This is a genomic window from Ruegeria sp. CG3, from assembly GCF_056537205.1.
The window spans coordinates 1339374-1364212 of the sequence record NZ_JBQFRC010000001.1; the positions used below are offsets into that span (position 1 = coordinate 1339374).

Genomic DNA, 24839 nt, shown 5'->3' on the forward strand with positions numbered 1-24839 from the left:
AAACGAAATCGCCCTCAGAACCGCAGACGGAAGGCAAAGCCGACGATCGGAGCGGTATCATAGCCCTGCCGGCTGACCTCTTGCCCTGCTGCGTTGTCCAGGCGCAACTCGCCGTCAAACTCGGCACCCGCAAATGCCGAAAGCGAAACTCCGGGGTTGGGCGCGTATTCAACCGACAGAACCACCGGAATGCTGCTGTCCTCGCCCACGCCGCCCGGTGCCAACCCGTTGTCGTTCAACTGAAAGCGGACCCTCTCGGACCGAACGGCAAGCCCCACGCTGACACTTTCCGAAGCCTTGTATTCCAGCGTGACGCCGGGGCCTTGAGTGGCCCCCAGCGCGCTTCCGGTGCTCAGACGCCAGCGCTCGGCAAAGGTCCAGTCCACCAGAAGCGCGGGAAAGACTTCGAGGTCATCGGTTCCAACCTCAGAGAACACGCCAAATGCCGGGCCGATGCGCAGATTGGGGTTCACCGCCCATGAAATGCCGGCGAAGGCACCATAGGTGAAGCCGTCCGAGGCACTGGCGCCGGTCTCGTAATCCCATCGCAATTGGGGCGAGACGATCACCGCAGCCCCGTTGTCCAGAGTGAAGCGCAATGGAACGCTCAGGCGAATGTCGCGGATGTCGTCCCACGGCTGGTTTCCGGGCAACCCGAAATCGTATGAGAATTGACCGAAACTCGCCAGCAAACCCACAAAGGACCCGTCGCCATAGCTGTAAATGCCGCCTGCCCGCAGAAATGCACGCGATGCGCTGAAATCACCGCCGTCCTCAAGATCGGCGCTGCCCTGATAGATAGCCAACCCTTCCACAGTCGGCGTCCATCCCTGCCGGGGTTGGGCAATGGCAGCAGTCGCAAGCGCCAAGATCGCGGACCCTATCGCCGCGGCCCAAGCTACAGAACGGGTAATTTGCATGAGATCCTCGCTGGTTTCACTGCCTGAACTCCAGCGCAGGATGTGCGGCAACCGGACTTTTTGTCAAAGCCCGATTGCCCGGTTTCCGAGACGTTAGAGGCCCTTGGCCCGATAGCTCTTGGCTACACGGTCAATGGACACGATGTAAGCCGCGGTGCGGAGGTCATCGACGTCGTCGCGATCGTGCCAGACCTCGCTCATGGCCTGGTAGGCGATGCGCATCGTGTCATCCAGGCCCGAGCGCACCAGCTCAAGCTCATCCGCGCCTTTGAGGTATTTGGCCTTGAAGTCCGGAGACATCGACCATGCATCGCCAAGATAGCGGTCCAACCGCTCCAGCTCTTTCACGATCAACTCGTGCCGCGCCTCTTCCTGACGGCGCTGCATCCGGCCAAAACGGATGTGGCTGAGGTTCTTGACCCACTCGAAATACGATACCGTCACACCGCCAGCGTTCGCATACATGTCTGGAATGATCACGGTGCCTTTCTTGCGCAGCACTTCGTCGGCCCCGGCGGTCACCGGACCGTTCGCGGCCTCGATGATCAACGGCGCCTTGATGCGCTTGGCATTGGACAGGTTGATCACGCCCTCCAGCGCGGCCGGGATCAGAATGTCACATTCCTCTTCCAGCACAGCAGTGCCCTCAGCGGTGTGCGTTGCATCCGGGTAGCCGTTCACACCGCCATGTTTGACGATCCACTGGTGAACCGCTTCGACGTCGATCCCCTCGGGGTTATAGATCGCACCGTCACGTTCGATGATGCCCACAACCAGAGAGCCGTCTTCCTCACTCAGGAACTTGGCCGCGTGATAACCCACGTTGCCGAGGCCTTGAACGATGACCCGCTTGCCGTCCAGCGAGCCTGACATGCCAGCTTTCTTGACGTCCTCGGGATGGCGGAAGAACTCGCGCAACGCGTATTGGATGCCACGCCCCGTCGCCTCGACCCGGCCCGAGATGCCGCCGGCATTCAACGGCTTGCCGGTCACGCAGGCCCGCGCGTTGATGTCTGTGGTGTTCATCCGCGCATACTGGTCAGCCATCCAAGCCATTTCACGCTCGCCGGTGCCCATGTCAGGGGCCGGGACGTTCTGCGACGGGTTGATCAGGTCGCGCTTGGCCAACTCATAGGCGAAACGGCGGGTGATCTGCTCCAGCTCATGCTCCTCGTATTTGCGCGGGTCGATACGCAGGCCGCCCTTGGACCCGCCAAACGGAGCCTCGACCAAAGCGCACTTGTAGGTCATCAGCGCAGCAAGCGCCTCGACCTCGTCCTGGTTCACGGCCATCGCATAGCGGATACCGCCTTTTACCGGCTCCATATGCTCGGAATGAACCGAGCGATAGCCGGTGAAAGTATGTATCTGCCCCCGCAGACGCACGCCAAACCGAACGGTGTAGGTCGCATTGCAGACCCGGATCTTTTCCTCAAGTCCGGGTGGAAGATCCATCAGGGCAGCCGCCCTGTTGAACATCAGATCTACACTCTCCCGAAAGCTGGGTTCCTTGATGGCCGTCATAAAATCCTCCATGCCGGTTGACGTCGAGCGTCATGACGTTTTGTCGCACCCTTGGCAAGCGGCTGCAATCGAGATTTGCACTTTTTTTCATCAATTTATGAACAGCGCGTTTCGACCAACCGAGCCGAGTCGCGGACATTTACGATTTCCAGAAATTGTCCCGAGCAACGAAACAAAGATGCCCCTCCCAGCCAGACTGCCGCCGATTTTCATTCAAAAAGAGCACCATAGTGACGATCACGCCCAATTCTCGCCACGATCCACATCTAAATTATTTAAGTTCCGAAGAACTGGCTTCGCTGCTTTTGGCCGGCAAAAGGATTTCGTTATGCGCAATTTTGAATGGACATCGACACGGTCGGAGAAACCGCGCCAGGCAGACCGGTGCCGGGGCGCCGTCGAGTCTTTCGTGACCTCGGAAAGCGGGACGATGACTATCTTCGCCCTCTTCCTTCTGATGATCATCTTCACCGCGGCGGGCTTCGCCGTGGACGTTATGCGGTACGATCGCGAACGTGCGCGCCTGCAATATGCTCTGGACCGCGCCGTACTGGCGGCGGCCGACCTGGATCAGGACCTTTGCCCCAAGGACGTGGTTGTCGACTACCTCGCGAAGGAAGGCCTGGACCAGTACCTGGTTGGTGACCCGATCGTGGAACCCAATGTCTGCGGCGCGACCGCCGTTACGATCGAAGGCTACCGCAAGGTCGAAGCGAGCGCCCAGATGGATGTCGGCATGCACTTCATGCAGTGGTGGGATGTTGACTCGATCGTGAGCGCGGCAACCAGCGTTGCCGAGGAAGCCATTGATGACGTTGAGATTTCTTTGGTTCTCGACGTCTCTGGCTCGATGAACAGCTACAATCGCCTGGCCAACCTAAAAGTGGCGGCCAAAAACTTCGTGCAAGAGATGGCGGACAAGACCGAGGACGGGAAGCTGTCGATCTCGATCATCCCCTACGCAACTCAGGTGTCGCTGCCCGACTATCTGATGGACGAATTCAGCACGACCGGCACCAATAACCGGGCAAACTGCATCAACTTCACCAGCAGCGAGTTCAACACCACCGCGCTGGACCCCGATACGATCCGCCAACGCACACTGCATTTCACGCCGTGGAGCACCTATGACCGGCGCCCCAGCAACGGCTACGTCTACAGCGAAGTCTGTGACGAACTCGCCAACCGTGAGGTCTCGGTCCTGCAAAAGGATCCGCAGGTTCTCAAAGATCACATCGAAAGCTTTACTGCCGGCGGAAACACGTCGATCGACGTCGGTCTGAAATGGGGTCTTGCCCTGCTTGACGAAAGCATTCAGCCGGTGATCGCACGTCTGGCGGGTGATGAAGTGCCTGCAGAGTTCGCCACCCGTCCCAACAGCTACTCCAGCAACGACTCGATGAAGGTTCTGGTGTTGATGACGGACGGCGCGAACACCACTCAGTACATGGTAAACGACCCCTACCGTGAGGGTGCGTCCATTCTGTGGTGGAATGCCAAAAAGTCCACCTATTCGACCTATGACTACGAGACCGAGAAGTACTTCTGGCACGATGTCGATTATACCGAATGGGACAGCAGCAAGGGTTGGTACTGGGGTCGCGAGATCTGGCAGGACGATCCCTATGGCAACGACGAGTATACTGTCTATCGGTGCACCTACCGGTCCGGCGGCGTCTGCTACAACTTTGACTACAGCAGAAGCGAGACCCGCACTGTTCTGGACAACAATGGCGACCCCGCGACATCGGTCAACCTGACCTGGGTTCAGGTCTGGGAACGCACGACCCGTCGCGCGATCCGCGACCTGTTCCGCGAAGCGCTGGGGAGCACGAAAGGCAACACCTGGTACAACAACGCGGTCACTTCGATCGGGTCGGGCACCAAGGACCCGCGCGCGCGCGCAATGTGTGCCGCCGCTCGCGCCAATGGCATCGTAGTCTTCACTATCGCTTTCGAAGCTCCCGATCAGGGCAAGGCCCTTCTGAAAGACTGCAAAAGCGATGATGGCGCCTACTACGAGGCGACCGGTGACGAAATCGTCGACGTATTTGCATCGATCGGATCGACCATCCGCAATTTGAGGCTGACCCAATGATCAAGCGTTTGCTTCATCAATTCCGCACGTTCCGGCGGAAAGAAGATGGGATGGCGACGATCGAGTTCGTCTTCTGGTTCCCCATCTTCATCATGACGACCTATTCGGCCGTCGAAGTCGGAATCGGGGCCTTCAACCACGCCAATCTCGAGCGTGGTCTGGACGAAACGATCCGCGACGTTCGCCTGAACAACCTCGACAAGTATACCACCAACGTTCAGGATGGCTGGACCCACACTCTGTTGAAGGACATCGTCTGCGACAAGGCAGGCTACATTCCTGAGTGCAAGGAAAACCTGATCCTGGAAATGACCCGCGTCGATCCGTTTATTGGGACCACGCTGGATCCCAACCCCTACTGCATCGATACCCCGGCAACGATCCGCAACAGCCAGATCTTCGAGCCCGGCACGTCGGACGAACTGATGATCGTCCGCGCCTGCGTCGAGGTAAAGCCGCTGTGGTGGGGTACCATTCTGGGCGCCATCGCGCGGAAAAAGCCCAACGGTATGTACGAACTGCACGCAACAACGGTGTTTGTCTATGAACCGACCTGATCGCTCAATCTTCTCGCTGGCTGTCCGGTATCTGAAACGGTTTTCGCGCAAGGAATCCGGCGTGATCAGTGTCGAGGCCGTGATGATCTATCCCTTGCTCTTCTGGGGCATGTGTGCGTCCTATACGTTCTTCGACGGGTACAAGCAGAGCTCGCGGAATCTCAAGGCGTCTTATGCGATCGCCGACGTCATTTCCCGCGAACGCAATGACATCAACGCGACCTATATGGATACGCTGTATGACCTGCTGCAGCAGATGATGTCGGACCGCTCCGACGTGTCGATGCGCATCTCGTTCCTTCGCTTCGACCTGCCGGATGACCGGCACTATGTGCAGTGGTCCTGTATTCGCGGCGAAAGCTTTGAGGCGTGGACCGATGGCACCATCAGCGAAATCCGGGACAAGCTGCCCATCATGCCGGACAACGGCAAGATGATCCTGGTCGAAGTGAAGGACTTCTATCGCCGTCCCTTCCGCATCGGATACGGCGAAAACGAATTTGCCATGGACAATTTCGTATTCACCCACCCGCGCGTCTACGACAAGATCGACGCACCGGGCGGGTGCTGAGAGCTATTCGGCCTCGGCCAGCATCGCGGAAAGCATTTCTGACAGGAACTTGGTCTCAGCGGCGGACGTCATGCCGCCGACGCCAATACGTCGCCCGACGCGCCACCAAAGGCCCGGGGCCCAATCCCTGCCCCGTTTGCTACGGGTCGTCAGCAGAAAGCCGTTTGACGGTTTGAAGGCGAACACACCCCGATCCACCCCTTCGATTTCACCAACCTCGGCAATCAGCTTGCCGCTGCCTGTCCGCAATTCCGTGCGCGTCAGCTCGATCCGGTCCGCGGTCGCATGCCAGACGCGATGCGCAAGCCAAAGCGCGCCACCTCCGACCACGAACAGGAACAGCTGCCATTCCGGCGCGGGCGGTGCGGCCAGGGCGACATATGTCACGAACGCGCCCACGGTGACGAGCATTCCCACGCCCATCCACCGCCGTGCCGATGAAGCCTGAATCGTTGCCAGTACGTCTTCTTGCATTTCCAACTCCGCCTTTGCCTGCCCCCCATACCCGCTTTCAGCGTCAAGCAACAGGCCAAGACTCACCCGGCGCAATTTTGCACAGAGGCAGTGCTTTCTCGCGAATTGACCGTACTTCAGCGAAAATTAGATAACGGGTCCAGAGACAGGAGATCCAAATGTCGCTCAGACCAACACTCGAAACCCGCAAGGCCGTTCCGACGATGGAAGGCGCTGGTGTAAAGCTTCACCGCGCTTTTGGATTTCAGGATCCGTCCGAACTGGATCCTTTCCTTTTGTTTGATGACTTCCGCAACGAGCACCCGCAGGACTACCAGGCCGGCTTTCCCTGGCATCCCCACCGCGGCATTGAAACCATCACATACGTGCTGTCGGGAACCGTCGATCACAGCGACTCGCTGGGCAACAGCGGCCAACTGGGTGCCGGAGACGTCCAGTGGATGACGGCGGGGTCCGGAATTCTGCATCAGGAAATGCCCAAGGGAAATGCATCCGGGCAGATGCATGGGTTTCAGCTGTGGGGCAACTTGCCCTCGGCTCAAAAGATGACGGCTCCTCGGTACCAGGACGTTCAGGGCAAGGACATTCCTGAAGTGATCGATGATGATGGCACCACGGTGCGGGTCATCGTCGGCAAGTTCTGGGGTAAGACCGGGCCGGTGGACGGTATCGCCGCGGACCCGCAATACCTGGACGTATCGATTCCTGCAGGGGTGAAAAAGACCTTCAAGATAGATACTTATCGCCGTGCTTTCGCCTATGTTTTCGATGGGCAGGCCGCTTTCGCCGACGCCTCGCAACCGACCGGCGTTCTGCTTGAGAAGGAAGTCGCCGGGCAAGAGCTGAACATTCGCGACATGTCGGGCAACCGGACGCTGGTGCGGTTTGGTACCGGAGACGAAATAACCGTTCAGGCCGGGCCTGAAGGTGTACGATTCCTGTTGATCTCGGGTGCGCCGATCAATGAACCGGTCGCATGGCATGGCCCGATCGTGATGAACACGCGCGCCGAACTCGAGCAGGCGTTTCGGGAGTTGCGCAACGGTACTTTCATCAAGCCGGCGCACTGACTCCAAACAGCCGGTAACAGGGCGCGGCCAGTCAGGCCGCGACCGCCTTGCGTACCATATCCCAATAAATCTGCTCGACCTCGTCCAGCGACAGCCGTCCACCGGCCCGGTACCACGTCATGACACCATTCAGCATGGCAATCACCGCCAGAGTCGCGATTTTGGCATCCTGAACCGAGAACAGACCGTCCTTCTGGCCGGCCAGCAGGATGCTCTGCAACGCATCTTCATACCGCCGGCGCAGCTTTTCGATTTCGGCGAAGTTTTCAGGCGTCAGGTTTCGCAGCTCCATGTACGCGATGAACACTTCGTCCGGTCGCTGCATGTGAAACCGGATGTGGAAACCCACGAATTGCCGCAGGGCGCCCAATGCATCCGCCTGTGGTTCCAACTCTTCATAGGCCGCCAGCAGCTCTTGCATGTGGTCCTGCATCAGGCGGAACAGAAGGCTTTGCTTGTCCGGAGTGTAATTGTAGAGCGCACCGGCCTGCACCCCGACCTCCCCCGCGATTTGACGCATGGAAACAGCGGCATAGCCATGCCGTGCAAACAATCCCAGGGCGGCCTCGCGGATACGGGGCCCGGTGATATCGGAATGAGAGCCTTGAGTACGTGCCATGGATCCATCGTATATGAACGTACGTTCATATAGAACCCCGCTTGAACCGTTCATGCAAAAAGTGCATCACGTTCAGGTTCCTCACTGTTCGGGTCGCGAAATGAAAGCTGTTTCCGTCATCCTGCCGCTGCTCCTCTTGGCCGCGTGCGCAGATATTCCCGAGTTGGAGGGAAGCGAAGCGGCCTCGGTAAAGGCCGCGCCCTACCCCAAGCTGATCCCGTTGACCCAGGTCAACGTGCCGCCCGTCGACCCGGTGAACGAGGCAGCCGCCGTGGAAGAAGAATTGGAACAACGGGCCGAGCGGCTATCGCAAAAGGCACAGGCACTCCAGAACGCCGAGACCCAGTAAGCCCCGTACGCTCGCCCGCTGCGCAACAACTCTGTCCCTGACGGATTGCACCGCCGCGTTGAACCAGCTATGGCAGCCGACAAAGGACCTTGCGTCCAACAGGCAGACTTCGAGCGGAAAGGAACCCACGGAATGACACAGGCGCTGCGGCTTGGAATTGCTGGCTTGGGAACCGTGGGAGTGGGCGTCGTCAAGATCGTGCGCCGTCATGCCGAATTGCTGCAAGCGCGCACTGGTCGACCGATCGAAATCGTTGCCGTTTCGGCGCGCGACGCCGCCAAAGATCGTGGAGTAAACCTGTCCGGCTTCGCGTGGGAAACCGATCCGGTGGCCTTGGCCAAACGAGACGACATCGATGTGTTCGTCGAACTGATGGGTGGTGAAAACGGCCCGGCAAAGGCCTCGGTCGAGGCGGCATTGGCCACCGGCAAGGATGTGGTCACCGCAAACAAGGCGCTGCTTGCCATTCACGGCCAGGCATTGGCGGAACAGGCCGAGGCCGCGGGCCGCGTGATCCGGTTCGAGGCCGCCGTGGCCGGGGGAATTCCGGTCATAAAATCCCTGACCGAAGGGTTGGCCGGGAATGACATCAAGCGCGTCATGGGCGTGATGAATGGCACCTGCAACTATATCCTGACCAGGATGCAGTCACAGGGATTGGGCTACAACGCCCTGTTCGAGGAATGCGCTCAGTTGGGGTATCTCGAAGCGGATCCCAACCTTGACGTCGGCGGCATCGACGCGGCGCACAAGTTGGCGCTGTTGGCCTCTATCGCGTTTGGAACAAAGCCGAACTTCGAAGGAATCGAGATCGAGGGCATTCAGCATATCAGCCTGGACGACATCCATCAGGCCGACGATATGGGCTACCGCATCAAGCTGCTGGGCGTTGCGCAACGCACGCCGCGCGGGCTTGAACAGCGGATGCAACCCTGCCTGGTACCCAGTGACTCGCCGTTGGGACAGCTGGAGGGCGGCACCAACATGGTGGTCATCGAGGGCGACGCCGTCGAACAGATCGTTTTGCGTGGACCCGGCGCGGGCGAAGGCCCGACGGCCAGTGCGGTGATGGGGGATGTTTGCGACCTGGCGCGGGGCCTGCGGATTTCCACCTTTGGTCAACCCGCCACGTCGCTGGTCGACTCCAAGCCCGCAATCACCGGCCTGCCTGCCCCGTATTATCTGCGCCTTGCATTGCTGGACAAACCAGGTGCGCTGGCCAAGGTGGCCGCCATTCTGGGCAATGCCGGAGTGTCGATCGACCGGATGCGCCAATACGCACATGCCGAGGATACGGCCCCGGTACTGATCGTTACGCACAAGACCACACGCGCCACGCTGGACGTTGCGTTGGAGGACTTGCGCACCACGGATGTGGTTGCGGGCGAGCCCGTAGCTCTGCGTATCGAGCAGGTTTGAACCCTTGCGGCCTGCGCCACGAGCAGGCTATGCCAGTCAGGACGTCTTCGCTTTACCAAAGGATTACATCGCATGAGCGCTGCCAAAATCGATTTCAACGACCGCCTTCTGTCCCTTGGACTTGCGCGCGTGGCTGAGCAGGCCGCCCTGGCCTCGGCCTCGCTGGTCGGACGCGGAGACGAGAAAGCCGCCGACCAGGCCGCGGTCAATGCGATGCGTGAACAGCTGAACCTGCTGGATATCGCTGGCGTGGTGGTCATCGGTGAAGGCGAACGCGACGAAGCGCCGATGCTGTATATCGGCGAAGAGGTCGGCACCGGCCACGGCCCCGGTGTGGACATCGCTCTGGACCCGCTCGAGGGTACGACGCTGACCGCAAAGGATATGCCCAACGCGTTGACCGTCATCGCGATGGGTCCGCGCGGTTCGATGCTGCACGCACCGGACGTCTACATGGACAAGCTGGCGATCGGCCCCGGCTTCGCCGAGAACGTGGTGACACTGGACATGTCCCCACGGGAAAGGGTCGAGGCGCTGGCCAAGGCCAAAGGATGCACCCCCGAGGACATTACCGTTTGCATACTGGAACGTCCGCGCCATGAAGCGATGATCGCCGAGGTGCGCGAAACCGGCGCTGCGATCCGACTGATCACCGACGGGGACGTTGCTGGCGTCATGCACTGTGCCGAGTCCGAGACGACCGGCATCGACATGTACATGGGCCAGGGTGGCGCGCCCGAAGGCGTTCTGGCGGCCGCCGCGCTGAAATGCATGGGTGGCCAGATCTTTGGACGCCTGATGTTCCGCAATGATGACGAACGCGGTCGGGCGGCCAAAGCCGGTATTGCCGATCTGGATCGTGTCTATGCCCGCGACGAGATGGTCACCGCAGATGTGATCTTTGCGGCGACCGGTGTCACCGGCGGGTCGCTGCTGCCGCGGATCAAGCGGGAACCGGGTTGGGTCGAGACGACGACCCTACTGATGCGCTCGAAAACCGGATCGGTGCGGCGCATGTCCTACCGCACCCCCATTTGGCCGCATGTCGAAGGCTGAGGGGGCCCGCAGACACAACCGTTCAAGGGCCGGGTCCGACAGGATTCGGCCCTTTTCAGGAGAAGTGGATTGAGCTTTCTGGGTGTTGAACAGTCTTTGACGGGCCGCCGGTGGATTGGTCCATCGCCTGAATTGGACCGGGCCGCCGAGATGCTGGCCCAGCAGACCGACCTGCCCCGCCCCCTGTGCCAGGTGCTGGCACGGCGAGGTGTCCCGCCGATGGAGGCCGAGAGCTTTCTGTCTCCAAAACTGCGCGACCTTCTTCCCGATCCTCGCAGCCTGCGCGACATGGAGATCGCCGCAACGCGGTTCCTGAAAGCGGTGCGGGACAACCAGCGCATCGCCGTTTTCGCCGACTATGATGTCGACGGCGGCAGCTCGGCAGCCCTGTTGCTGGTTTGGCTCAGGCAGATGGGGCGTCAGGCGACCTTATATGTGCCCGATCGTATCGACGAGGGCTATGGCCCCAACGCCCCCGCCATGAGCCAGCTTGCTGAAACGCATGATCTGATCATCTGCGTTGACTGCGGCACGCTAAGCCACGAAGCAATTGCCGCAGCCAAGGGGGCCGATGTGATCGTTCTCGATCACCACCTGGGCGCCGAAACGCTGCCGGATTGCGTGGCCGTGGTGAACCCCAACCGCCAGGATGAAAGCGGTGACCTGGCCCATCTGTGTGCTGCAACCGTTGTCTTTCTGATGTTGGTTGAGGCCGGGCGCCAACTGCGCGAGGCCAACGCCCAAGGTCCGGACCTGATGGCGATGCTGGATTTGGTCGCGCTGGCGACCGTGGCAGACGTGGCACCTCTGATCGGGATCAACAGGGCGCTGGTTCAGCAGGGTTTGAAAGTGATGGGGCAGCGGCAACGCCCCGGACTGGTTGCGCTGTCCGAAGTGGCGCGCATGGATTCGGCGCCCAACAGCTACCACCTGGGTTTTCTGCTTGGGCCGCGCATCAATGCCGGCGGCCGGGTTGGGCAGGCAGACCTCGGCGCGCGGCTGCTCAGCACCGACTCGGTGACCGAGGCCGAGGCCTTGTCCCGGCGCCTTGATGACCTGAATACCGAAAGGCGCGACATCGAGAATGCGGTCCGCGCCGCAGCGCTGGCGCAGGCCGAAGAACGTGGATTGGATGCGCCGCTGGTGTGGGCTGCAGGTGACGGCTGGCATCCCGGCGTCGTTGGGATCGTGGCGGCTCGCCTGAAAGAGGCGTCGAACCGTCCCGCCGTCGTGATTGGTTTCGACGGTGACGAAGGCAAAGGCTCGGGCCGTTCGGTCTCGGGTGTCGATCTTGGCGCATCAATCCACCGGTTGGCCGCCGAGGGTTTGTTGGTCAAGGGCGGCGGTCACAAGATGGCCGCAGGTCTGACCGTGATGCGCGACCAGCTGGAACCGGCGATGGAGAGACTCTCGGAGTTGCTGGCAAAACAGGGGGCGGGCCAAGCCGGTCCTGCCGACCTCAAGCTGGACGGTGCGCTGATGCCCGGGGCGGCCTCGGTTGATCTGATCGAAAAGATCGAGCAGGCCGGCCCATTTGGCGCCGGGGCCCCTGCCCCTCGATTTGCAATGCCCGACCTGCAGGTCCGCTTTGCCAAGCGGGTCGGAGAAACCCATCTGAAGCTGTCGCTGTCGGACGGAATGGGTGGTGGGCTGGACGCGATTGCATTTGGTGCCTTTGACGGACCGATGGGCGAAAGGCTGTCAAATCACGGTGGCGCGCGGTTCCATTTTGCCGGTCGGCTCGAGGTCAATACATGGGGTGGAAGGCAAAGCGTGCAGTTGCGCCTGGAAGACGCGGCCGATGCAAATTGACCGCTGACGCCACTGCCTTTTTTGACCCGCAAAAAAGTTTCCTGGCCGTGCGTTTTTCGTCTTGCGGGTGGGGGGCGTAATCCGTAAAAGGCCCTCCACAAGCCAGCGTGGCCCGTTCGTCTATCGGTTAGGACGCCAGGTTTTCAACCTGGAAAGAGGGGTTCGATTCCCCTACGGGCTGCCACTTGTGCTTGGGCAATGCTGACGTGGCCCGTTCGTCTATCGGTTAGGACGCCAGGTTTTCAACCTGGAAAGAGGGGTTCGATTCCCCTACGGGCTGCCATTTTCACCCCCGAGAAACGCAAATCGCGCGCTACCACTGCGGCGACTTTCTGCATCCAGATTTGCAGCTCGACCAAGCGGTGACGCCAAAAAATCCATAACGAAGCGTCATTGGTATGCTCTTTTCGCCTAGCCGATGACGCCACGTCGGGTGGGATAAAAACCATATATTTTCAATTCTATAGTCGTTGAATTCGTTGGGTCGAACAGGCCAATTTCGCCATTTACTAATTTTTTAGTTTGACAGACTCGCGAAAAATCGCTGATGCTGTTCGTCATCCGGTTCGCGCCGGAGAACCATAAATTTTGGGAGGAGAAAGATGCGGAAACATCTTTTGTCCGCAGTGGCGGCGGCTGCCGTCATTGCGGGGCACGGTCCTGTTTGGGCCGACGAAGCCGCAGCACAGCGCTGGGTCGACGACGAATTCCAGCCATCCACCTTGTCGAAAGACGAGCAGATGGCGGAAATGCAGTGGTTCATCAAGGCTGCCGAACCGTATGCCGGGATGGAGATCAACGTTCTGTCCGAAGGTATCCCGACCCACTCGTATGAATCCGAAGTTCTGACGAAGGCGTTCGAGGAAATCACCGGCATCAAGGTCAACCACCAGATCCTGGGTGAAGGTGAGGTCGTTCAGGCCGTCCAGACGCAGATGCAGACCGGACGGAACCTGTATGACGGCTATGTCAACGACAGTGACTTGATCGGCACGCACTCGCGCCTGCAACTGGCCTATCCCCTGTCGGACATGATGGCGGGTGATTGGGCGGCGACAACCTCGCCGACGCTGGACCTGGATGACTTCATGGGTATCCAGTTCACCACCGGTCCCGACGGCAAGCTGTACCAGCTGCCCGACCAGCAATTCGCCAACCTGTACTGGTTCCGCAAGGACTGGTTCGATGACGAAGCCAACAAGGCCGCATTCAAGGAAAAATACGGCTATGATCTGGGCGTTCCGGTCAACTGGTCTGCCTACGAGGATATCGCCGAATTCTTCACCAATGATGTGAAGGAAGTCGACGGTGTCGCGATCTATGGCCACATGGACTACGGCAAGCGCGCGCCTGACCTTGGGTGGCGGATGACCGACGCCTGGCTGTCGATGGCCGGTGCCGGCGACAAGGGCGAGCCGAACGGTGTGCCCGTCGACGAATGGGGCATCCGCATGGAAGCGGGCACCTGCAACCCGGTCGGCGCGTCGGTGTCGCGGGGTGGTGCCGCAAACGGCCCGGCAGCGGTTTATGCGATCCGCAAATGGGACGAGTGGTTGCGGGCCTATGCGCCTCCGGGTGCGGCGTCCTACGACTTCTACCAATCGCTGCCCGCCCTGTCGCAAGGCAACGTGGCCCAACAGATCTTCTGGTACACGGCCTTTACCGCCGACATGGTCAAGCCCAAGTCCGAAGGCAACAATACCGTCGATGATGAGGGCAACCCGCTGTGGCGGATGGCGCCCAGCCCGCATGGCCCCTATTGGGAAGAAGGCCAGAAGGTTGGCTATCAGGACGTGGGATCGTGGACTTTCCTGAAGTCCACCCCGTCGGATCGGGCACAGGCCGCGTGGCTTTACGCTCAGTTCGTGACGTCCAAGACTGTCGATGTGAAGAAGTCCCATGTGGGTCTGACCTTCATCCGCGACAGCTCGGTCAACCACGAGTCGTTCACCGAACGCGCATCCAAGCTGGGTGGCCTGGTCGAGTTCTACCGCTCGCCCGACCGCGTGGCGTGGTCGCCGACCGGCATCAACGTTCCCGACTATCCGAAGCTGGCCCAAATCTGGTGGCAGCAGATCGGTGACGTTAACTCGGGCGCCTTCACCCCGCAAGAGGCGATGGACCGTCTGGCTGAAGAGATGGACATCACCATGGCCCGCATGCAGGCCGCGGATGAAAGCGCCGGCGTCTACGGCGGCTGTGGTCCGCGCCTGAACGAACCGCAGGATCCGGCCTTCTGGCTGGAGAAGCCGGGCGCGCCGAAAGCCAAGCTGGAGAACGAGAAGCCGCAAGGCCAGACCGTCAACTACGACGAACTGGTGGCACGCTGGCAGTCCCAGTAAGCCACTACTCCCCGGGGGGCGCCGGTACCGGCGCCCCTTACCAACCAAGACCAAACAGCGTTGCCACGCGCTGCGGGATCGGAACCCACGGACATGATCGAACTACAAAACGCAACCAAGCGGGTCGGCACCGTTACCCATATCAAACCCACGTCCCTGACGCTGCAGACCGGCCATTTCAACGTGCTGCTGGGCGCGACCGGGTCGGGCAAGACCTCTCTGATCAAGATGATGGCCGGCCTGGATCCGATTGCCTCGGGCAAGGTCCTGATGGATGGGCAGGACGTGACCCGGCTGAGCACACAAAAACGCAAGATCAGCCTCGTGCACCAGTTCTTCGTGAACTACCCGCATATGACTGTATTCGACAATATCGCCTCGCCGCTGCGCGTTGCCGGAATGGCGCAATCCGAGATCGAAGGCCGCGTGGAAGAGGCCGCCGACCTGCTGCAACTGCGCCCGATGCTGCACCGTCGTCCGCATGAACTGTCAGGCGGCCAACAGCAACGCACCGCACTGGCCCGCGCCATCGCCAAGGACAGCCGCGCCGTGTTCCTGGACGAGCCGCTGGCCAACCTGGACTACAAGCTGCGCGAGGAACTGCGCGAGCAACTGCCCGAGCTGTTCGCCGGGCGCGGCGCCGTGGTGGTCTATGCCACGTCCGAACCCGAAGAGGCGCTGCTGCTGGGCGGCTACACCGCCTTGATGGAAGACGGCCGCGTGACCCAGTTCGGCCCGACGGCGGACATCTATCGCAACCCCGAAAACCTCGCCGCCGCGCGGGTGTTTTCCGACCCGCCCATCAACGTGGCCCGCGTCACGGTCGCCGGTGCCCAAGCGCGCCTGGCTGGCGGAGGTGGATGGACTGTGTCCGGAATTGCCGATGGCGAATACATGGTCGCCGTGCGCCCGCACCGTGTTACTCCGCTCAAGGCTTCTGACGCCGACGTTGAACTGACCGGCCGCGTGATCGTGACCGAGCTCTCCGGGTCCGACTCCAGCGCGCATTTCCAACATGGCGAGGAAGCCTGGGTGTCTCTGGCCGCAGGGGTCCACCCCTATCAGGTGGGCGAGGACCACACATTCTACATGAACCCGGCCCATTGCCGGTATTTCGGCCAAGACGGCAAAAGGGTGGCCTGACATGGCACAGATCAAGCTTGCAAACCTCAAACACAGCTACATGCCATCGCCGCAAGGCCCACAGGACTATGCGCTGAAGGAAATCGACGTAACCTGGCGTGATGGCGGGGCCTATGCTCTGCTTGGGCCGTCGGGTTGCGGCAAGTCCACGCTGCTGAACATCATCTCGGGGCTGCTGACCCCATCCGAGGGGCAGATCCTGTTCGACGACCGCGACGTGACCGCCCTGCCCCCCGATCAGCGCAACATCGCGCAGGTGTTCCAGTTCCCGGTGATCTACGACACGATGACCGTGGGCGAAAACCTGGCCTTTCCGCTCAAGAACCGCGGCGTCGATCCCGCGACGATCAAGCGCCGCGTCGACGAGATCGCCGAGATGCTGGATGTCACCGACATGCTGAACACCCGCGCGAGCGGCCTCAGCCCGGACAACAAGCAGAAGATCTCGATGGGGCGCGGTCTGGTCCGCGACGACGTGAATGCGGTGATGTTCGACGAGCCATTGACCGTGATCGACCCGCATCTGAAATGGAAGCTGCGGTCCAAGCTGAAAGAGCTGCACCAGCGCGTCAAGGCGACGATGATCTATGTCACCCACGACCAGACCGAAGCGCTGACCTTCGCCGACGAGGTCGTGGTGATGCAGGAAGGCGAAGTGGTCCAGATCGGCACCCCGGTCGAGCTGTTCGAACGCCCGCAGCACACGTTCGTGGGCCATTTCATCGGCTCGCCCGGCATGAACGTTCTGCCCTGCGAAGCCCGCGGCGATCGTGCCCTGTTCGAAGGGCACGAGGTGGCGCTGGAAGGTCCGGTCAGCGGCAGTGGCGGCCGCACAGATCTGGGCATCCGGCCCGAATATGTGGGTTTCGGCCCCGAGGGCATTCCGGCCCATGTCACCAAGGTGGCCGATATCGGCCGGCATTTTGTGGTCAGTGCCATGGTCGGCAACACCGCGTTGAAGGCGGTGACCGAACACGCGGCCCCCGAGCCCGGATCGCAAGTCTTTCTGCAATTCAAACCTGAACAGACGCGCGTCTATCGCGACGGCTGGATCGCAACCGAGGAGCGCGCCCGATGAGAACGGAAAACCAGAAAGCGTGGTTCTTTGTCCTGCCGGTGCTGGCGCTGGTGGCATTCAACGCGCTGGTGCCGATGATGACGGTAGTCAACTATTCGGTGCAGGAAACCTTTGGCAACAACCAGTTCTTCTGGGAAGGACTGGGTTGGTTCGAACAGATCCTGCGGTCTGACCGGTTCCAGGCGGCGCTGGGGCGGCAGTTCCTGTTCACCGCTCTGATCCTGATGATCGAGGTGCCGCTGGGCATCATCGTGGCCCTGTCGATGCCGCGCAAGGGCTTTTGGGTGCCGGTCTGCCTGGTGCTGATGGCCCTGCCGATGCTGATCCCGTGGAACGTGGTCGGCTCGATGTGGAACATCTTCACCCTGCCCAAGATCGGCCTGCTGGGGTATTTCCTGAACGACGTGCTGGGCATTAACTATGACATGACCCAACAGCCGCTGTCGGCCTGGATCACCATCGTGGTGATGGATGTCTGGCACTGGACCTCGTTGGTGGTGTTGCTGTGTTATGCCGGTCTGGTGTCGATCCCCGACGCCTACTACCAGGCGGCCAAGATCGATGGCGCAAGCTCCTGGTCGGTGTTCCGCTATATCCAGCTGCCCAAAATGAAGACGGTTCTGACCATCGCGGTACTGCTGCGGTTCATGGACAGTTTCAACATCTACACCGAACCCTTCGTTCTGACCGGGGGCGGCCCCGGCAACTCGACCACCCTGCTGTCGATCGACCTGGTGAAGATCGCGCTGGGACAGTTCGACCTTGGCCCCGCGGCCGCGATGAGCCTGATCTATTTCGCCATCACGCTGCTGGTCAGTTGGGTCTTCTACACCCTCATGACAAAGGATGACGCGCAATGAAGAAGCGGTCTCTCATCCCGATCCTGTATATCGCGTTCCTGATGCTGCCGATCTATTGGCTGGTGGCGATGTCCTTCAAGACCACGAACGAGATCCTTTCAGGCTTTTCCCTGTTTCCCCAGACCTTTACGCTGGAGAATTACATCACCATCTTCACCGATCCGACGTGGTATTGGGGCTATATCAACTCGATCACCTACGTGACGATCAACACGGTGCTTTCGGTCTGCGTGGCCTTGCCTGCGGCCTACGCGTTCTCGCGCTATCGGTTCCTGGGCGACAAACAGCTGTTCTTCTGGCTGCTGACCAACCGCATGGCCCCGGCGGCCGTGTTCGCCCTGCCCTTCTTCCAGCTGTATTCGTCGATCCATCTGTTCGACACCTACTTGGCTGTGGCACTGGCGCACACGCTGTTCAACGTGCCGCTGGCAGTGTGGATCCTCGAAGGTTTCATGCGCGGCATCCCGAAAGAGCTGGATGAAACCGCCTATGTCGACGGCTATTCCTTCCCCCGGTTCTTTGTCACGATCTTCCTGCCCAACATCAAGGCGGGCGTGGGCGTGGCGGCGTTCTTCTGCTTCATGTTCTCGTGGGTGGAAATGCTGCTGGCCAAGACCCTGACAGCGGTCGAGGCGAAACCCATCGCCGCCGTGATGACCCGCACCGCGTCCAGCGCCGGCTACGAGCTGGGCCTGCTGGCCGCCGCCGGCACCCTGACCATCATCCCCGGCGCCATCGTCATCTGGTTTGTCCGCAACTACATCGCGCGCGGCTTCGCGATGGGACGTGTATGAGGTTCGACATGCGCAAACTCCTTCTCTCCCTCTCCCTGCTCGCCCCGTCATCGGCGCTGGCGCAAGCCAAGGCCGGCTGGGGCAATGTCGGTCAGGAAGAACCCAAGGGCTTTTCTTGGACCGACCCGCTGTGGCCAGACTTCTGGATGGCCTGGACCCCGGCAACGCTGGCGGTTTTCGTGGGCATCTTCTCGGCCATCGCCCTGATCGGCGTGCTCGAGGTGCTCAAGTTCCGCGACGGGATCGAACGCCGGGGCGTGCTGGGCCTGACGACCACGTTGGGCGACCGGCTGTTCATCACCCTGCTAGGTTCGGCCTACATCTTTCTGGCCTGGCTGGGGCTGGTCGGCCAACCGGTCTGGACCCCGCTTTTCCTGTCGATCGGCTGGGGCATTTTCGTTTTCTGGAAAGTTTAGGCTTTGCGTAACCGCGAAAGGATGCTTGTCTGGCAAGCATAACAGGCAAAATGGTGACACCGAGACCGATGCGAAAGAGAAAGACAGGAAATCTGCTGACCGAGGTTGAACTGGAGTTCATGAACGAGCTCTGGGCACTTGGCGAAGGCTCGGTACGCGACGTGCTGGACCGGCTGCCGCCCGAGCGGAACCTGGCCTACACCTCGGGCGCGACGATCCTGCGTATCCTGGATGAAAAGGGATTTGTCCAAAGCCGCAAGAATGGCAAAACCCTGATCTACCGTCCGCTGCTTGAGAAGGACACCTATCAGGCGCGGTCGCTGCAGAACCTGTCCCGCACGTTGTTCGATGACACCCCGGCCTCGCTGGTGGCACGACTTGTCGACGACGCCGGCCTGACCGAAGCTGATCTGGAGGAAATTCGAGCACTGGTAGAGAGGAGACTGCAAAATGACAGCGGTTAAACCGGTTCTCGATGTATTTCTCGACCTGAACGTGGTGCTGGTTCTTTCAGCACTCATCTGGCTGTGCGCCCGCATGGCCGTGGCCCGAACGCGTCTGCGGCACGACTACATGACACAGCTGCGCGTGCTGAAGGTTCTTTGCGTCTGCGTCATGCTCAGCCCTGTTCTGGCCCTTGGGGTCACGGCAGCCGCCGGTTTTTTCTGGCCGGGTCAGGCCGTTTCCATCGGTGATATTGCGGTAGCGGCGTATTTGCGCGGTGAAATCGCGATGCCGGCTACACAATTCGAAGCTCTGCTGAACACGCGCGAACGTTGGGTCGACACGGTTCTGTCCGGACAAAGCGCCCTTGTGACGGCCGTGCTGGTGCTGCTGACCCTGGCCGCCCTCCGGATGCTGGTCCGCACCGTCCGGGATGCGCTGGCGATCCGCGATACGGTGGTTTCCAGCTTCCTGTGGCGGCGTTCGGCCAACGTGGACATCCGCTTGTCCGATCGGATCACGGTTCCATTTGCCGTGCGCGGGGCGCGTCGTCGCCATGTCGTTCTGCCCAGCCATCTGTTGGACACCCCCCGTGAACTGCGATTTGCCCTGGCGCATGAATTGCAGCACGTTCGCGCCCAGGATGTCGAATGGGAGATTGCGTTTGAGGCCGTGCGACCGCTGCTGTTCTGGAACCCTGCCTACTGGGTTTTAAAATACCAGTTCAGCCGATTGCGCGAACTGGCCTGCGACCAGTCCGTCGTCACCCGGCGCGGGATCGACGCGCGCGACTATACCGATTGCCTGCTGAGCTATTGCGCCCGCACCGTCGCACAAGGCCGGCCACGGGTTTTGAACGTGGCGCTGGTCTCTGGCGGCAAGGCCAAACGGGTTCTGAAACAGCGCGTGATCGCGCTGGCCGATGCGCCCTCGTTCTCGGCACCGTTGCCGGCAATGTTCCTGGGTTCAGCCCTGCTGTTCGCTGTTCTCCTGGCCTTGGGTGCAGCCACGATCCGCCAGACTCAGGACTGGAGCCATGACCGGCTGATGCTGTCGACCGTCGTGAACCTTGAACGGCTCGAGGCACGCAATCAGGGCAACTGATCGGCGACGCCCGGATCTATCCTGTTGCTGGCCCGACCGCTGAACACGGGTCGCTCGAGCGGGCGGCCCAACGCTTGGACGTGCCGCCAGAGGAACACTGCCCAACATGCTCCCCAAGCCAGGGCCGCGGGCACGTCTGCAGAGGACGCCCGCAAAACCGCGGCAAGGCACAGCAAAGCATATCCAATACTATCGATCGCACTGGGGCGCAGCCGGCCGCAACGGCGCGCGACCGCACGGGCAGCTACGGCATAGATCGCGCAGCTGACCGCTCCGACCGTCAGAACGTGCAACGCATCAGGCGCCGCCAGCAAGTCGGGGAAATACAGGGAAGCCGCCAACAGAGACATACCAGCGGGCAACCACGCAAAGGCAATATGAAGCATCGCCAGCAATCCATCCTGAGGAACTGCCGTTGAATGCCAGAGCCACAGACGCCCACCTTCGCACCCGGTGCAGATCACAAGAAGGACGCCGATAAGCGGACCATCGGCGACGGAAACAAGTCCGAAAAGCACCGCAGTCAAAGCCAGAGCTGCCGCCGAAGCGTCCCCCAATGCCCTCGCGCACCGAAACTTTTGCGCGGCGGTTGGGCTTTGGTGCGTCCAATTCCATGTGAAAGCAGCGATCATGCGCCCACCGACAACCGACACCAAAAGTGCCACAAGCAAAACTGAGGAGAAGGACGGCGCAGACCCAGTTAGAAAGGCAATCTGGCAGATGAACAACAAAAGGGCGAAAAGCGCCTGAAGCCCTCCGGCAACCGCGGGCTCGCGCAGTGCAGCCCAAGCGAGACGACCGGCGAGAAAGAGCAAGAACGCCGTGCCCATTGGGACGATGAACATGGGTTCGCCCCCAAGCGCACCGATGGCGGCAAACCGGGACATCGCCCAAACCGCAAACAGCAACAATGTGCCGGTTGGCGAGACAGAATCGCCCCCCGACCAGCTGCGCATCGCCGTCAGCGAATAGCCCGCAAATGCCGCGCCGACGAAGCCGAACAACATCTCATGCGCATGCCAGGCGTACAGCCCCAGCAACGGCGACCAATGGGTGATGAAATCCTGCCCCAGAAACAGGCCGCTCACCCCCAGAAGGGCAGCTGCCCCCGCCGCAGGAAACATGATCCGATGAGGCGAGGACAGCATGGTTTCCGATCATGCAAGGGACGCCTGGGCTATCCTGCGATAGCCGGCTTGACCGTGATAGAACCCATTGCTGAACGGCGTATCTGCACAAACCTGCCGCAACCGGGCTTCGGCCGCCTCGGTCGACATGCTTTGATCCAACAGCGCCCGGTAAACCTCAGCGACGGTGACCATGTCGACGGCCTGCGGCATCAATCGCAGATGGCTCACACCATCGGCAACCAGTTGGGGCAGTTCCTGCAGCAGGATCAGATACCCTTCGGATTGGGTCTGGATCCCGTTGATGCGCAGGATCGGCTGCTCATCCCTCGTACGCAGGGGCATCCCGTCGGGGTCTTCTTCGCAGACGAATTGGCAATTGTCCTTTGTCCGCCCGTGCGAGCGCGCGTGATAGCACCGCGCCGAAACGGCCAGCGACGCCCGGCCAAAGACCTGCACTTCAACCCCGAGACCCAAGTCGCGCGCCATTCGCGCCGCGACGGCGATCGAGGGCGCTGGCAACTCGGTGGGCAGGCAGACATGCGTCGCCCCCTTTGACGCCATCCAGCGGATTGTGGCCTCGTTATAGGCATTCATGAATGGGCCGATGCGATGCGGTCGCGTACCGCGTGCATACAGTCCCGCAGCGTTGTTGATTTCGATCTCGGGCGACTCCATCTCAGACAGGTCTTCGGTGGCCTTGCGCTCTCGCTTCAGCATCACTTCGGCCAAGGAGGACAAAATCACCTTTTTGCCCGTCCGTTCGAGCCTTTCGATGATGGACGGCAGGTCAGCCTCTTGGAACGGGGCGCGTTTTGAACAGATGACCTCGCCCAGATAGACCTCATCCACCGGAGCTTCGTCGGCGACACGCGCATAGAAATCCCGGCGTTGGTCGGCCGACCAGTGATAGGCGATCGGGCCCAATGTAAGTTTCGTCATCGTTTCACCGCCATTTCTTCGTGGCAAAAGCGCCTTGCGTCTGTTTCTGACCCTCGGTCAGTGCGACGAGGTTCCCGATATCCGCTTCGCGACCCGCCCGGATATCGTCGACAGCGTTTCGAAATGCAGACACCACGGACCGGACATAACTCTTGGACCTTTGCCGCCCTTCGATCTTGAACGCATGCACCCCGGCATCGATCAACTCAGGCAGAAGGCGGGCCAGGTTCAGGCTGATCGGTTCCTCGAACGCATAGTACCCGTCCGGACGATGTGCGACCTGATAGCGGCCTTTGCAAATCGTCGGATAACCGGCCTTCTCATCTGGCCCGAACCGGTCGATGGTAAAGCCAGCCAACCTCGATGACATCGAACCATCGGCATCGCGCACGTACTCCACGTCGGACGCCGGCGAACAGACGCCATCGAGGTTCGTGGACTGCCCGGTCAAATAGTTCGTCAGGCTGCAGCGCCCTTCGACCATCAGACCGTGATTTCCGAAGATGAAGGTTTCGATCTCACAGGGGATTTCTTTTCGGATCTGCTGGATTTCGGGGATGGTCAAAATACGGGGCAGGACCACGCGTTTGACACCGAAATTCTCGCAATAGTAGCGGATCGCCTCGGGTGACGACGCTGCAGCCTGTACCGACAGGTGCAAGCGCATCTGTGGATGGGTTCGGGCGATGTAGTCGGCCACGCCCATATCAGCCACGATGAAGGCATCAACGCCGATCCGCGCACCGGTGTCGGCAGCGTGCCGCCAAAGGTCGACCTTGCCCGCCGGGGGATAAGTGTTGAGTGCCAGAAGGACCTTGGCACCCTTGGCATGGGCATAAGCGACCGCCTCCTCCAATTCCTGCGGCGTGAAATTCAGCCCCGGAAAATTCCGGGCGTTGGTGGCGTCCTGAAAGCCGCAATAGACGGCGTCGGCCCCGGCATCGACCGCTGTGCGCAGGGCAGCGGGAGTTCCGGCGGGGCATATCAATTCGGCGAGGCTCATGAAGCAGTCGCTCCTTCTACTTCTTGGTAATTTCGGCGCAACCGGGACAGGATCGCGCGGCCAGGCGGGCCGAACATGTCCGCAGCCTCCTGAGCGATGGATCCATCCATGTCGTCCAATGCATTGCGCAAACGGACGACGGCCTCGGTATCTCCAGTGATCTCCAGATCGCGTGAGAAAAAGGCCGCGTCGCCGTCCTGTTCCGCATCAACCAGCTCCAACAGCAGCAGGAACCGCCCTCGGATAATTGCTGTTGCGTCAGGCAGCATCGACCGCGGTACGGCACGAAAGCTCAGGTTCTGAGGATCTGGACGCAGATGCAGCGCGAACGGCAGCTCGATCGGGTCGATCAGGAAATCGGCGCTTTGATACGGGCCAAGTCGGGCAAACAGTGCAGGATGTTCCTGCGCGACCCTACGGACCACACGCGCGAGAATGGGCTGAACCGCCAAGCAGGCCAAACGCGAGACGACTGCCTGTCCCGGCGGTCTTGGCCTGTTCGATGTCTGTGTTGGGCTCACCATATGCTGCATGTACTGCCTCATCCGTTTGGCTGTTGTATTTGTGCGGGTTCAACCCGGTGCCGCCGTGTTTCGGCCTTGCGCGACGGAGCATCGGCACCATTCGACAACAACGCCCTCAAGGGGCGGCAGGAGCTTGGCGGTTCCACCGGCAAACTGATCGAAGGCGGCGCGATGGGTTTTGCTCACGCCGATCAGGACCGGAGTATCTCGCGCCAAGGCCTCCGCTATGAGGGTGCGAAATCCGCGGCCCTCGGCCTCGCTGAGGCCGAACTTGTTCAGCAGAACAATATCGCAACCGTCATCTCGCAACCGAGCGGTCGCGATGCCGACCACGTCTTCGATCGCACCGGCGTCCATGCGACACGCGCCTGAGCCCGAACCCAGATCCTGCGTGATCCGGATATTGGGACCATGCGGCAGCAGTCCAAGCGTTGTCTCACAAAACTGGGCGCCAGTATCCGGAGTGTTCACACGCAACGCTCCGAGCAAGCACAGACCTTCCTCCTGCAATCGCGCGGCCACTGTCGCCAGCAAATGATCCGTTCCGCCTGCCTCACTTGCGTCGACACCTGCAAGAAGCATGATTGATCCCC

General features: G+C 60.8%; 25 protein-coding genes and 2 tRNA genes. 18 read left to right on the forward strand and 9 right to left on the reverse strand.

Annotated elements, in window-relative coordinates; all coding sequences use genetic code 11:
• Positions 1 to 14: 14 nt before the first annotated feature.
• Together ACR0NB_RS06670 and ACR0NB_RS06675 are read right to left on the reverse strand one after the other, a co-directional pair.
• Positions 15 to 815, reverse strand: a complete 801-nt coding sequence (locus ACR0NB_RS06670) for a hypothetical protein (protein WP_480753016.1) — start codon at positions 813 to 815, stop codon at positions 15 to 17.
• Positions 816 to 1013: 198 nt separating this feature from the next.
• The gene (locus ACR0NB_RS06675; protein ID WP_480775239.1) at positions 1014 to 2444 is read right to left on the reverse strand and encodes a Glu/Leu/Phe/Val family dehydrogenase; all 1431 of its coding nucleotides are present in this window, start codon (positions 2442 to 2444) and stop codon (positions 1014 to 1016) included.
• A gap of 430 nt (positions 2445 to 2874) precedes the next feature.
• Between ACR0NB_RS06675 and ACR0NB_RS06680 the strand changes: the two genes are divergently transcribed.
• The 3 genes from ACR0NB_RS06680 to ACR0NB_RS06690 are packed head-to-tail and all read left to right on the forward strand — an operon-like array spanning position 2875 to position 5670.
• On the forward strand, positions 2875 to 4542 hold the full coding sequence (locus ACR0NB_RS06680; protein ID WP_480775240.1) for a Tad domain-containing protein: 1668 nt from the start codon (positions 2875 to 2877) through the stop codon (positions 4540 to 4542).
• 50 nt (positions 4543 to 4592) lie between these two features.
• Positions 4593 to 5099, forward strand: a complete 507-nt coding sequence (locus ACR0NB_RS06685) for a TadE/TadG family type IV pilus assembly protein (RefSeq protein WP_254429306.1) — start codon at positions 4593 to 4595, stop codon at positions 5097 to 5099.
• Positions 5086 to 5670 carry a TadE/TadG family type IV pilus assembly protein gene (locus ACR0NB_RS06690; RefSeq protein WP_093961744.1) on the forward strand — a complete coding sequence of 195 codons (585 nt, stop codon included), beginning with the start codon at positions 5086 to 5088 and terminating at the stop codon, positions 5668 to 5670. The genes ACR0NB_RS06685 and ACR0NB_RS06690 overlap by 14 nt, the downstream gene beginning before the upstream one ends.
• Before the next feature lie 3 nt (positions 5671 to 5673).
• Here ACR0NB_RS06690 and ACR0NB_RS06695 read toward each other — a convergent pair whose 3' ends face one another.
• Positions 5674 to 6144 (reverse strand): hypothetical protein, encoded by a 471-nt coding sequence (locus ACR0NB_RS06695; protein ID WP_480775241.1) that lies wholly within the window; start codon positions 6142 to 6144, stop codon positions 5674 to 5676.
• Positions 6145 to 6302: 158 nt separating this feature from the next.
• On the opposite strand from ACR0NB_RS06695, the gene ACR0NB_RS06700 reads away from it, so the two are divergent.
• Positions 6303 to 7214 (forward strand): pirin family protein, encoded by a 912-nt coding sequence (locus ACR0NB_RS06700; protein WP_170368282.1) that lies wholly within the window; start codon positions 6303 to 6305, stop codon positions 7212 to 7214.
• Positions 7215 to 7245: 31 nt separating this feature from the next.
• On the opposite strand, the gene ACR0NB_RS06705 is transcribed toward ACR0NB_RS06700, so the two are convergent.
• The gene (locus ACR0NB_RS06705) at positions 7246 to 7833 is read right to left on the reverse strand and encodes a TetR/AcrR family transcriptional regulator (protein ID WP_093961742.1); all 588 of its coding nucleotides are present in this window, start codon (positions 7831 to 7833) and stop codon (positions 7246 to 7248) included.
• Positions 7834 to 7933: 100 nt separating this feature from the next.
• Between ACR0NB_RS06705 and ACR0NB_RS06710 the strand changes: the two genes are divergently transcribed.
• The 14 genes from ACR0NB_RS06710 to ACR0NB_RS06775 all read left to right on the forward strand — a co-directional run bounded on the left by ACR0NB_RS06710 (position 7934) and on the right by ACR0NB_RS06775 (position 20650).
• On the forward strand, positions 7934 to 8182 hold the full coding sequence (locus ACR0NB_RS06710) for a hypothetical protein (protein ID WP_170339166.1): 249 nt from the start codon (positions 7934 to 7936) through the stop codon (positions 8180 to 8182).
• 132 nt (positions 8183 to 8314) lie between these two features.
• Positions 8315 to 9601: a homoserine dehydrogenase gene (locus ACR0NB_RS06715; protein ID WP_480775242.1), complete on the forward strand. Its 1287-nt coding sequence runs from the start codon at positions 8315 to 8317 to the stop codon at positions 9599 to 9601.
• 72 nt (positions 9602 to 9673) lie between these two features.
• Positions 9674 to 10657: a class II fructose-bisphosphatase gene (glpX, locus tag ACR0NB_RS06720; protein ID WP_480775243.1), complete on the forward strand. Its 984-nt coding sequence runs from the start codon at positions 9674 to 9676 to the stop codon at positions 10655 to 10657.
• 69 nt (positions 10658 to 10726) lie between these two features.
• Positions 10727 to 12469 (forward strand): single-stranded-DNA-specific exonuclease RecJ, encoded by a 1743-nt coding sequence (recJ, locus tag ACR0NB_RS06725; protein WP_170433258.1) that lies wholly within the window; start codon positions 10727 to 10729, stop codon positions 12467 to 12469.
• A gap of 109 nt (positions 12470 to 12578) precedes the next feature.
• Positions 12579 to 12653: transfer RNA gene (locus ACR0NB_RS06730), tRNA-Glu, on the forward strand.
• 24 nt (positions 12654 to 12677) lie between these two features.
• A tRNA-Glu gene (locus ACR0NB_RS06735) sits at positions 12678 to 12752 on the forward strand.
• 319 nt (positions 12753 to 13071) lie between these two features.
• The gene (locus ACR0NB_RS06740) at positions 13072 to 14811 is read left to right on the forward strand and encodes an ABC transporter substrate-binding protein (RefSeq protein ID WP_170357493.1); all 1740 of its coding nucleotides are present in this window, start codon (positions 13072 to 13074) and stop codon (positions 14809 to 14811) included.
• A 93-nt stretch (positions 14812 to 14904) separates the two neighbouring features.
• Positions 14905 to 15954: an ABC transporter ATP-binding protein gene (locus ACR0NB_RS06745; protein ID WP_170528218.1), complete on the forward strand. Its 1050-nt coding sequence runs from the start codon at positions 14905 to 14907 to the stop codon at positions 15952 to 15954.
• A 1-nt stretch (position 15955) separates the two neighbouring features.
• The gene (locus ACR0NB_RS06750; RefSeq protein ID WP_480775244.1) at positions 15956 to 17032 is read left to right on the forward strand and encodes an ABC transporter ATP-binding protein; all 1077 of its coding nucleotides are present in this window, start codon (positions 15956 to 15958) and stop codon (positions 17030 to 17032) included.
• Entirely contained in the window at positions 17029 to 17892 is an 864-nt protein-coding gene (locus ACR0NB_RS06755) for a carbohydrate ABC transporter permease (RefSeq protein ID WP_480775245.1), read from the forward strand. The genes ACR0NB_RS06750 and ACR0NB_RS06755 overlap by 4 nt, the downstream gene beginning before the upstream one ends.
• Positions 17889 to 18686 (forward strand): carbohydrate ABC transporter permease, encoded by a 798-nt coding sequence (locus ACR0NB_RS06760; protein ID WP_170339760.1) that lies wholly within the window; start codon positions 17889 to 17891, stop codon positions 18684 to 18686. Before ACR0NB_RS06755 ends, ACR0NB_RS06760 begins: the two co-directional genes overlap by 4 nt.
• 146 nt (positions 18687 to 18832) lie before the next feature.
• On the forward strand, positions 18833 to 19102 hold the full coding sequence (locus tag ACR0NB_RS06765; RefSeq protein ID WP_480775628.1) for a DUF2160 domain-containing protein: 270 nt from the start codon (positions 18833 to 18835) through the stop codon (positions 19100 to 19102).
• A gap of 68 nt (positions 19103 to 19170) precedes the next feature.
• On the forward strand, positions 19171 to 19566 hold the full coding sequence (locus ACR0NB_RS06770) for a BlaI/MecI/CopY family transcriptional regulator (protein ID WP_170339764.1): 396 nt from the start codon (positions 19171 to 19173) through the stop codon (positions 19564 to 19566).
• Positions 19553 to 20650 (forward strand): M56 family metallopeptidase, encoded by a 1098-nt coding sequence (locus ACR0NB_RS06775; RefSeq protein WP_480775246.1) that lies wholly within the window; start codon positions 19553 to 19555, stop codon positions 20648 to 20650. The genes ACR0NB_RS06770 and ACR0NB_RS06775 overlap by 14 nt, the downstream gene beginning before the upstream one ends.
• Here the strand turns inward: ACR0NB_RS06775 and ACR0NB_RS06780 are convergent.
• The 5 genes from ACR0NB_RS06780 to ACR0NB_RS06800 are packed head-to-tail and all read right to left on the reverse strand — an operon-like array spanning position 20638 to position 24828.
• Positions 20638 to 21798, reverse strand: a complete 1161-nt coding sequence (locus ACR0NB_RS06780; protein WP_480775247.1) for an NnrS family protein — start codon at positions 21796 to 21798, stop codon at positions 20638 to 20640. The two genes, ACR0NB_RS06775 and ACR0NB_RS06780, sit on opposite strands and share 13 nt — an antisense overlap.
• A 9-nt stretch (positions 21799 to 21807) precedes the next feature.
• A complete protein-coding gene (ubiV, locus tag ACR0NB_RS06785) occupies positions 21808 to 22719 on the reverse strand; it encodes a ubiquinone anaerobic biosynthesis protein UbiV (RefSeq protein ID WP_170339185.1) in 912 nt (303 codons plus the stop codon).
• Between the two features lie 4 nt (positions 22720 to 22723).
• Positions 22724 to 23722: a ubiquinone anaerobic biosynthesis protein UbiU gene (gene ubiU, locus ACR0NB_RS06790; RefSeq protein ID WP_170339771.1), complete on the reverse strand. Its 999-nt coding sequence runs from the start codon at positions 23720 to 23722 to the stop codon at positions 22724 to 22726.
• Complete coding sequence (gene ubiT, locus ACR0NB_RS06795; protein ID WP_254435634.1) at positions 23719 to 24255, reverse strand: ubiquinone anaerobic biosynthesis accessory factor UbiT; 537 nt, start codon at positions 24253 to 24255, stop codon at positions 23719 to 23721. The genes ubiU and ubiT overlap by 4 nt, the downstream gene beginning before the upstream one ends.
• Positions 24256 to 24294: 39 nt before the next feature.
• The gene (locus ACR0NB_RS06800) at positions 24295 to 24828 is read right to left on the reverse strand and encodes a DUF2478 domain-containing protein (RefSeq protein ID WP_480775248.1); all 534 of its coding nucleotides are present in this window, start codon (positions 24826 to 24828) and stop codon (positions 24295 to 24297) included.
• Positions 24829 to 24839: the final 11 nt, after the last annotated feature.

Coding starts and splice junctions, on each gene's coding strand:
- ubiV (WP_170339185.1), bottom strand. CDS start 22,719: ATGACGAAACTTACATTGGGCCCGATCGCCTATCACTGGTCGGCCGAC.
- ubiU (WP_170339771.1), bottom strand. CDS start 23,722: ATGAGCCTCGCCGAATTGATATGCCCCGCCGGAACTCCCGCTGCCCTG.
- ACR0NB_RS06770 (WP_170339764.1), top strand. CDS start 19,171: ATGCGAAAGAGAAAGACAGGAAATCTGCTGACCGAGGTTGAACTGGAG.
- ACR0NB_RS06760 (WP_170339760.1), top strand. CDS start 17,889: ATGAAGAAGCGGTCTCTCATCCCGATCCTGTATATCGCGTTCCTGATG.
- ACR0NB_RS06685 (WP_254429306.1), top strand. CDS start 4,593: ATGGCGACGATCGAGTTCGTCTTCTGGTTCCCCATCTTCATCATGACG.
- ACR0NB_RS06800 (WP_480775248.1), bottom strand. CDS start 24,828: ATGCTTCTTGCAGGTGTCGACGCAAGTGAGGCAGGCGGAACGGATCAT.
- glpX (WP_480775243.1), top strand. CDS start 9,674: ATGAGCGCTGCCAAAATCGATTTCAACGACCGCCTTCTGTCCCTTGGA.
- ACR0NB_RS06745 (WP_170528218.1), top strand. CDS start 14,905: ATGATCGAACTACAAAACGCAACCAAGCGGGTCGGCACCGTTACCCAT.
- ACR0NB_RS06690 (WP_093961744.1), top strand. CDS start 5,086: ATGAACCGACCTGATCGCTCAATCTTCTCGCTGGCTGTCCGGTATCTG.
- ACR0NB_RS06700 (WP_170368282.1), top strand. CDS start 6,303: ATGTCGCTCAGACCAACACTCGAAACCCGCAAGGCCGTTCCGACGATG.
- ACR0NB_RS06755 (WP_480775245.1), top strand. CDS start 17,029: ATGAGAACGGAAAACCAGAAAGCGTGGTTCTTTGTCCTGCCGGTGCTG.
- ACR0NB_RS06775 (WP_480775246.1), top strand. CDS start 19,553: ATGACAGCGGTTAAACCGGTTCTCGATGTATTTCTCGACCTGAACGTG.
- ACR0NB_RS06780 (WP_480775247.1), bottom strand. CDS start 21,798: ATGCTGTCCTCGCCTCATCGGATCATGTTTCCTGCGGCGGGGGCAGCT.
- ACR0NB_RS06695 (WP_480775241.1), bottom strand. CDS start 6,144: ATGCAAGAAGACGTACTGGCAACGATTCAGGCTTCATCGGCACGGCGG.
- ACR0NB_RS06715 (WP_480775242.1), top strand. CDS start 8,315: ATGACACAGGCGCTGCGGCTTGGAATTGCTGGCTTGGGAACCGTGGGA.
- ACR0NB_RS06705 (WP_093961742.1), bottom strand. CDS start 7,833: ATGGCACGTACTCAAGGCTCTCATTCCGATATCACCGGGCCCCGTATC.
- ACR0NB_RS06750 (WP_480775244.1), top strand. CDS start 15,956: ATGGCACAGATCAAGCTTGCAAACCTCAAACACAGCTACATGCCATCG.
- ACR0NB_RS06710 (WP_170339166.1), top strand. CDS start 7,934: ATGAAAGCTGTTTCCGTCATCCTGCCGCTGCTCCTCTTGGCCGCGTGC.
- ACR0NB_RS06675 (WP_480775239.1), bottom strand. CDS start 2,444: ATGACGGCCATCAAGGAACCCAGCTTTCGGGAGAGTGTAGATCTGATG.
- ACR0NB_RS06680 (WP_480775240.1), top strand. CDS start 2,875: ATGACTATCTTCGCCCTCTTCCTTCTGATGATCATCTTCACCGCGGCG.
- ACR0NB_RS06740 (WP_170357493.1), top strand. CDS start 13,072: ATGCGGAAACATCTTTTGTCCGCAGTGGCGGCGGCTGCCGTCATTGCG.
- ubiT (WP_254435634.1), bottom strand. CDS start 24,255: ATGCAGCATATGGTGAGCCCAACACAGACATCGAACAGGCCAAGACCG.
- ACR0NB_RS06765 (WP_480775628.1), top strand. CDS start 18,833: ATGGCCTGGACCCCGGCAACGCTGGCGGTTTTCGTGGGCATCTTCTCG.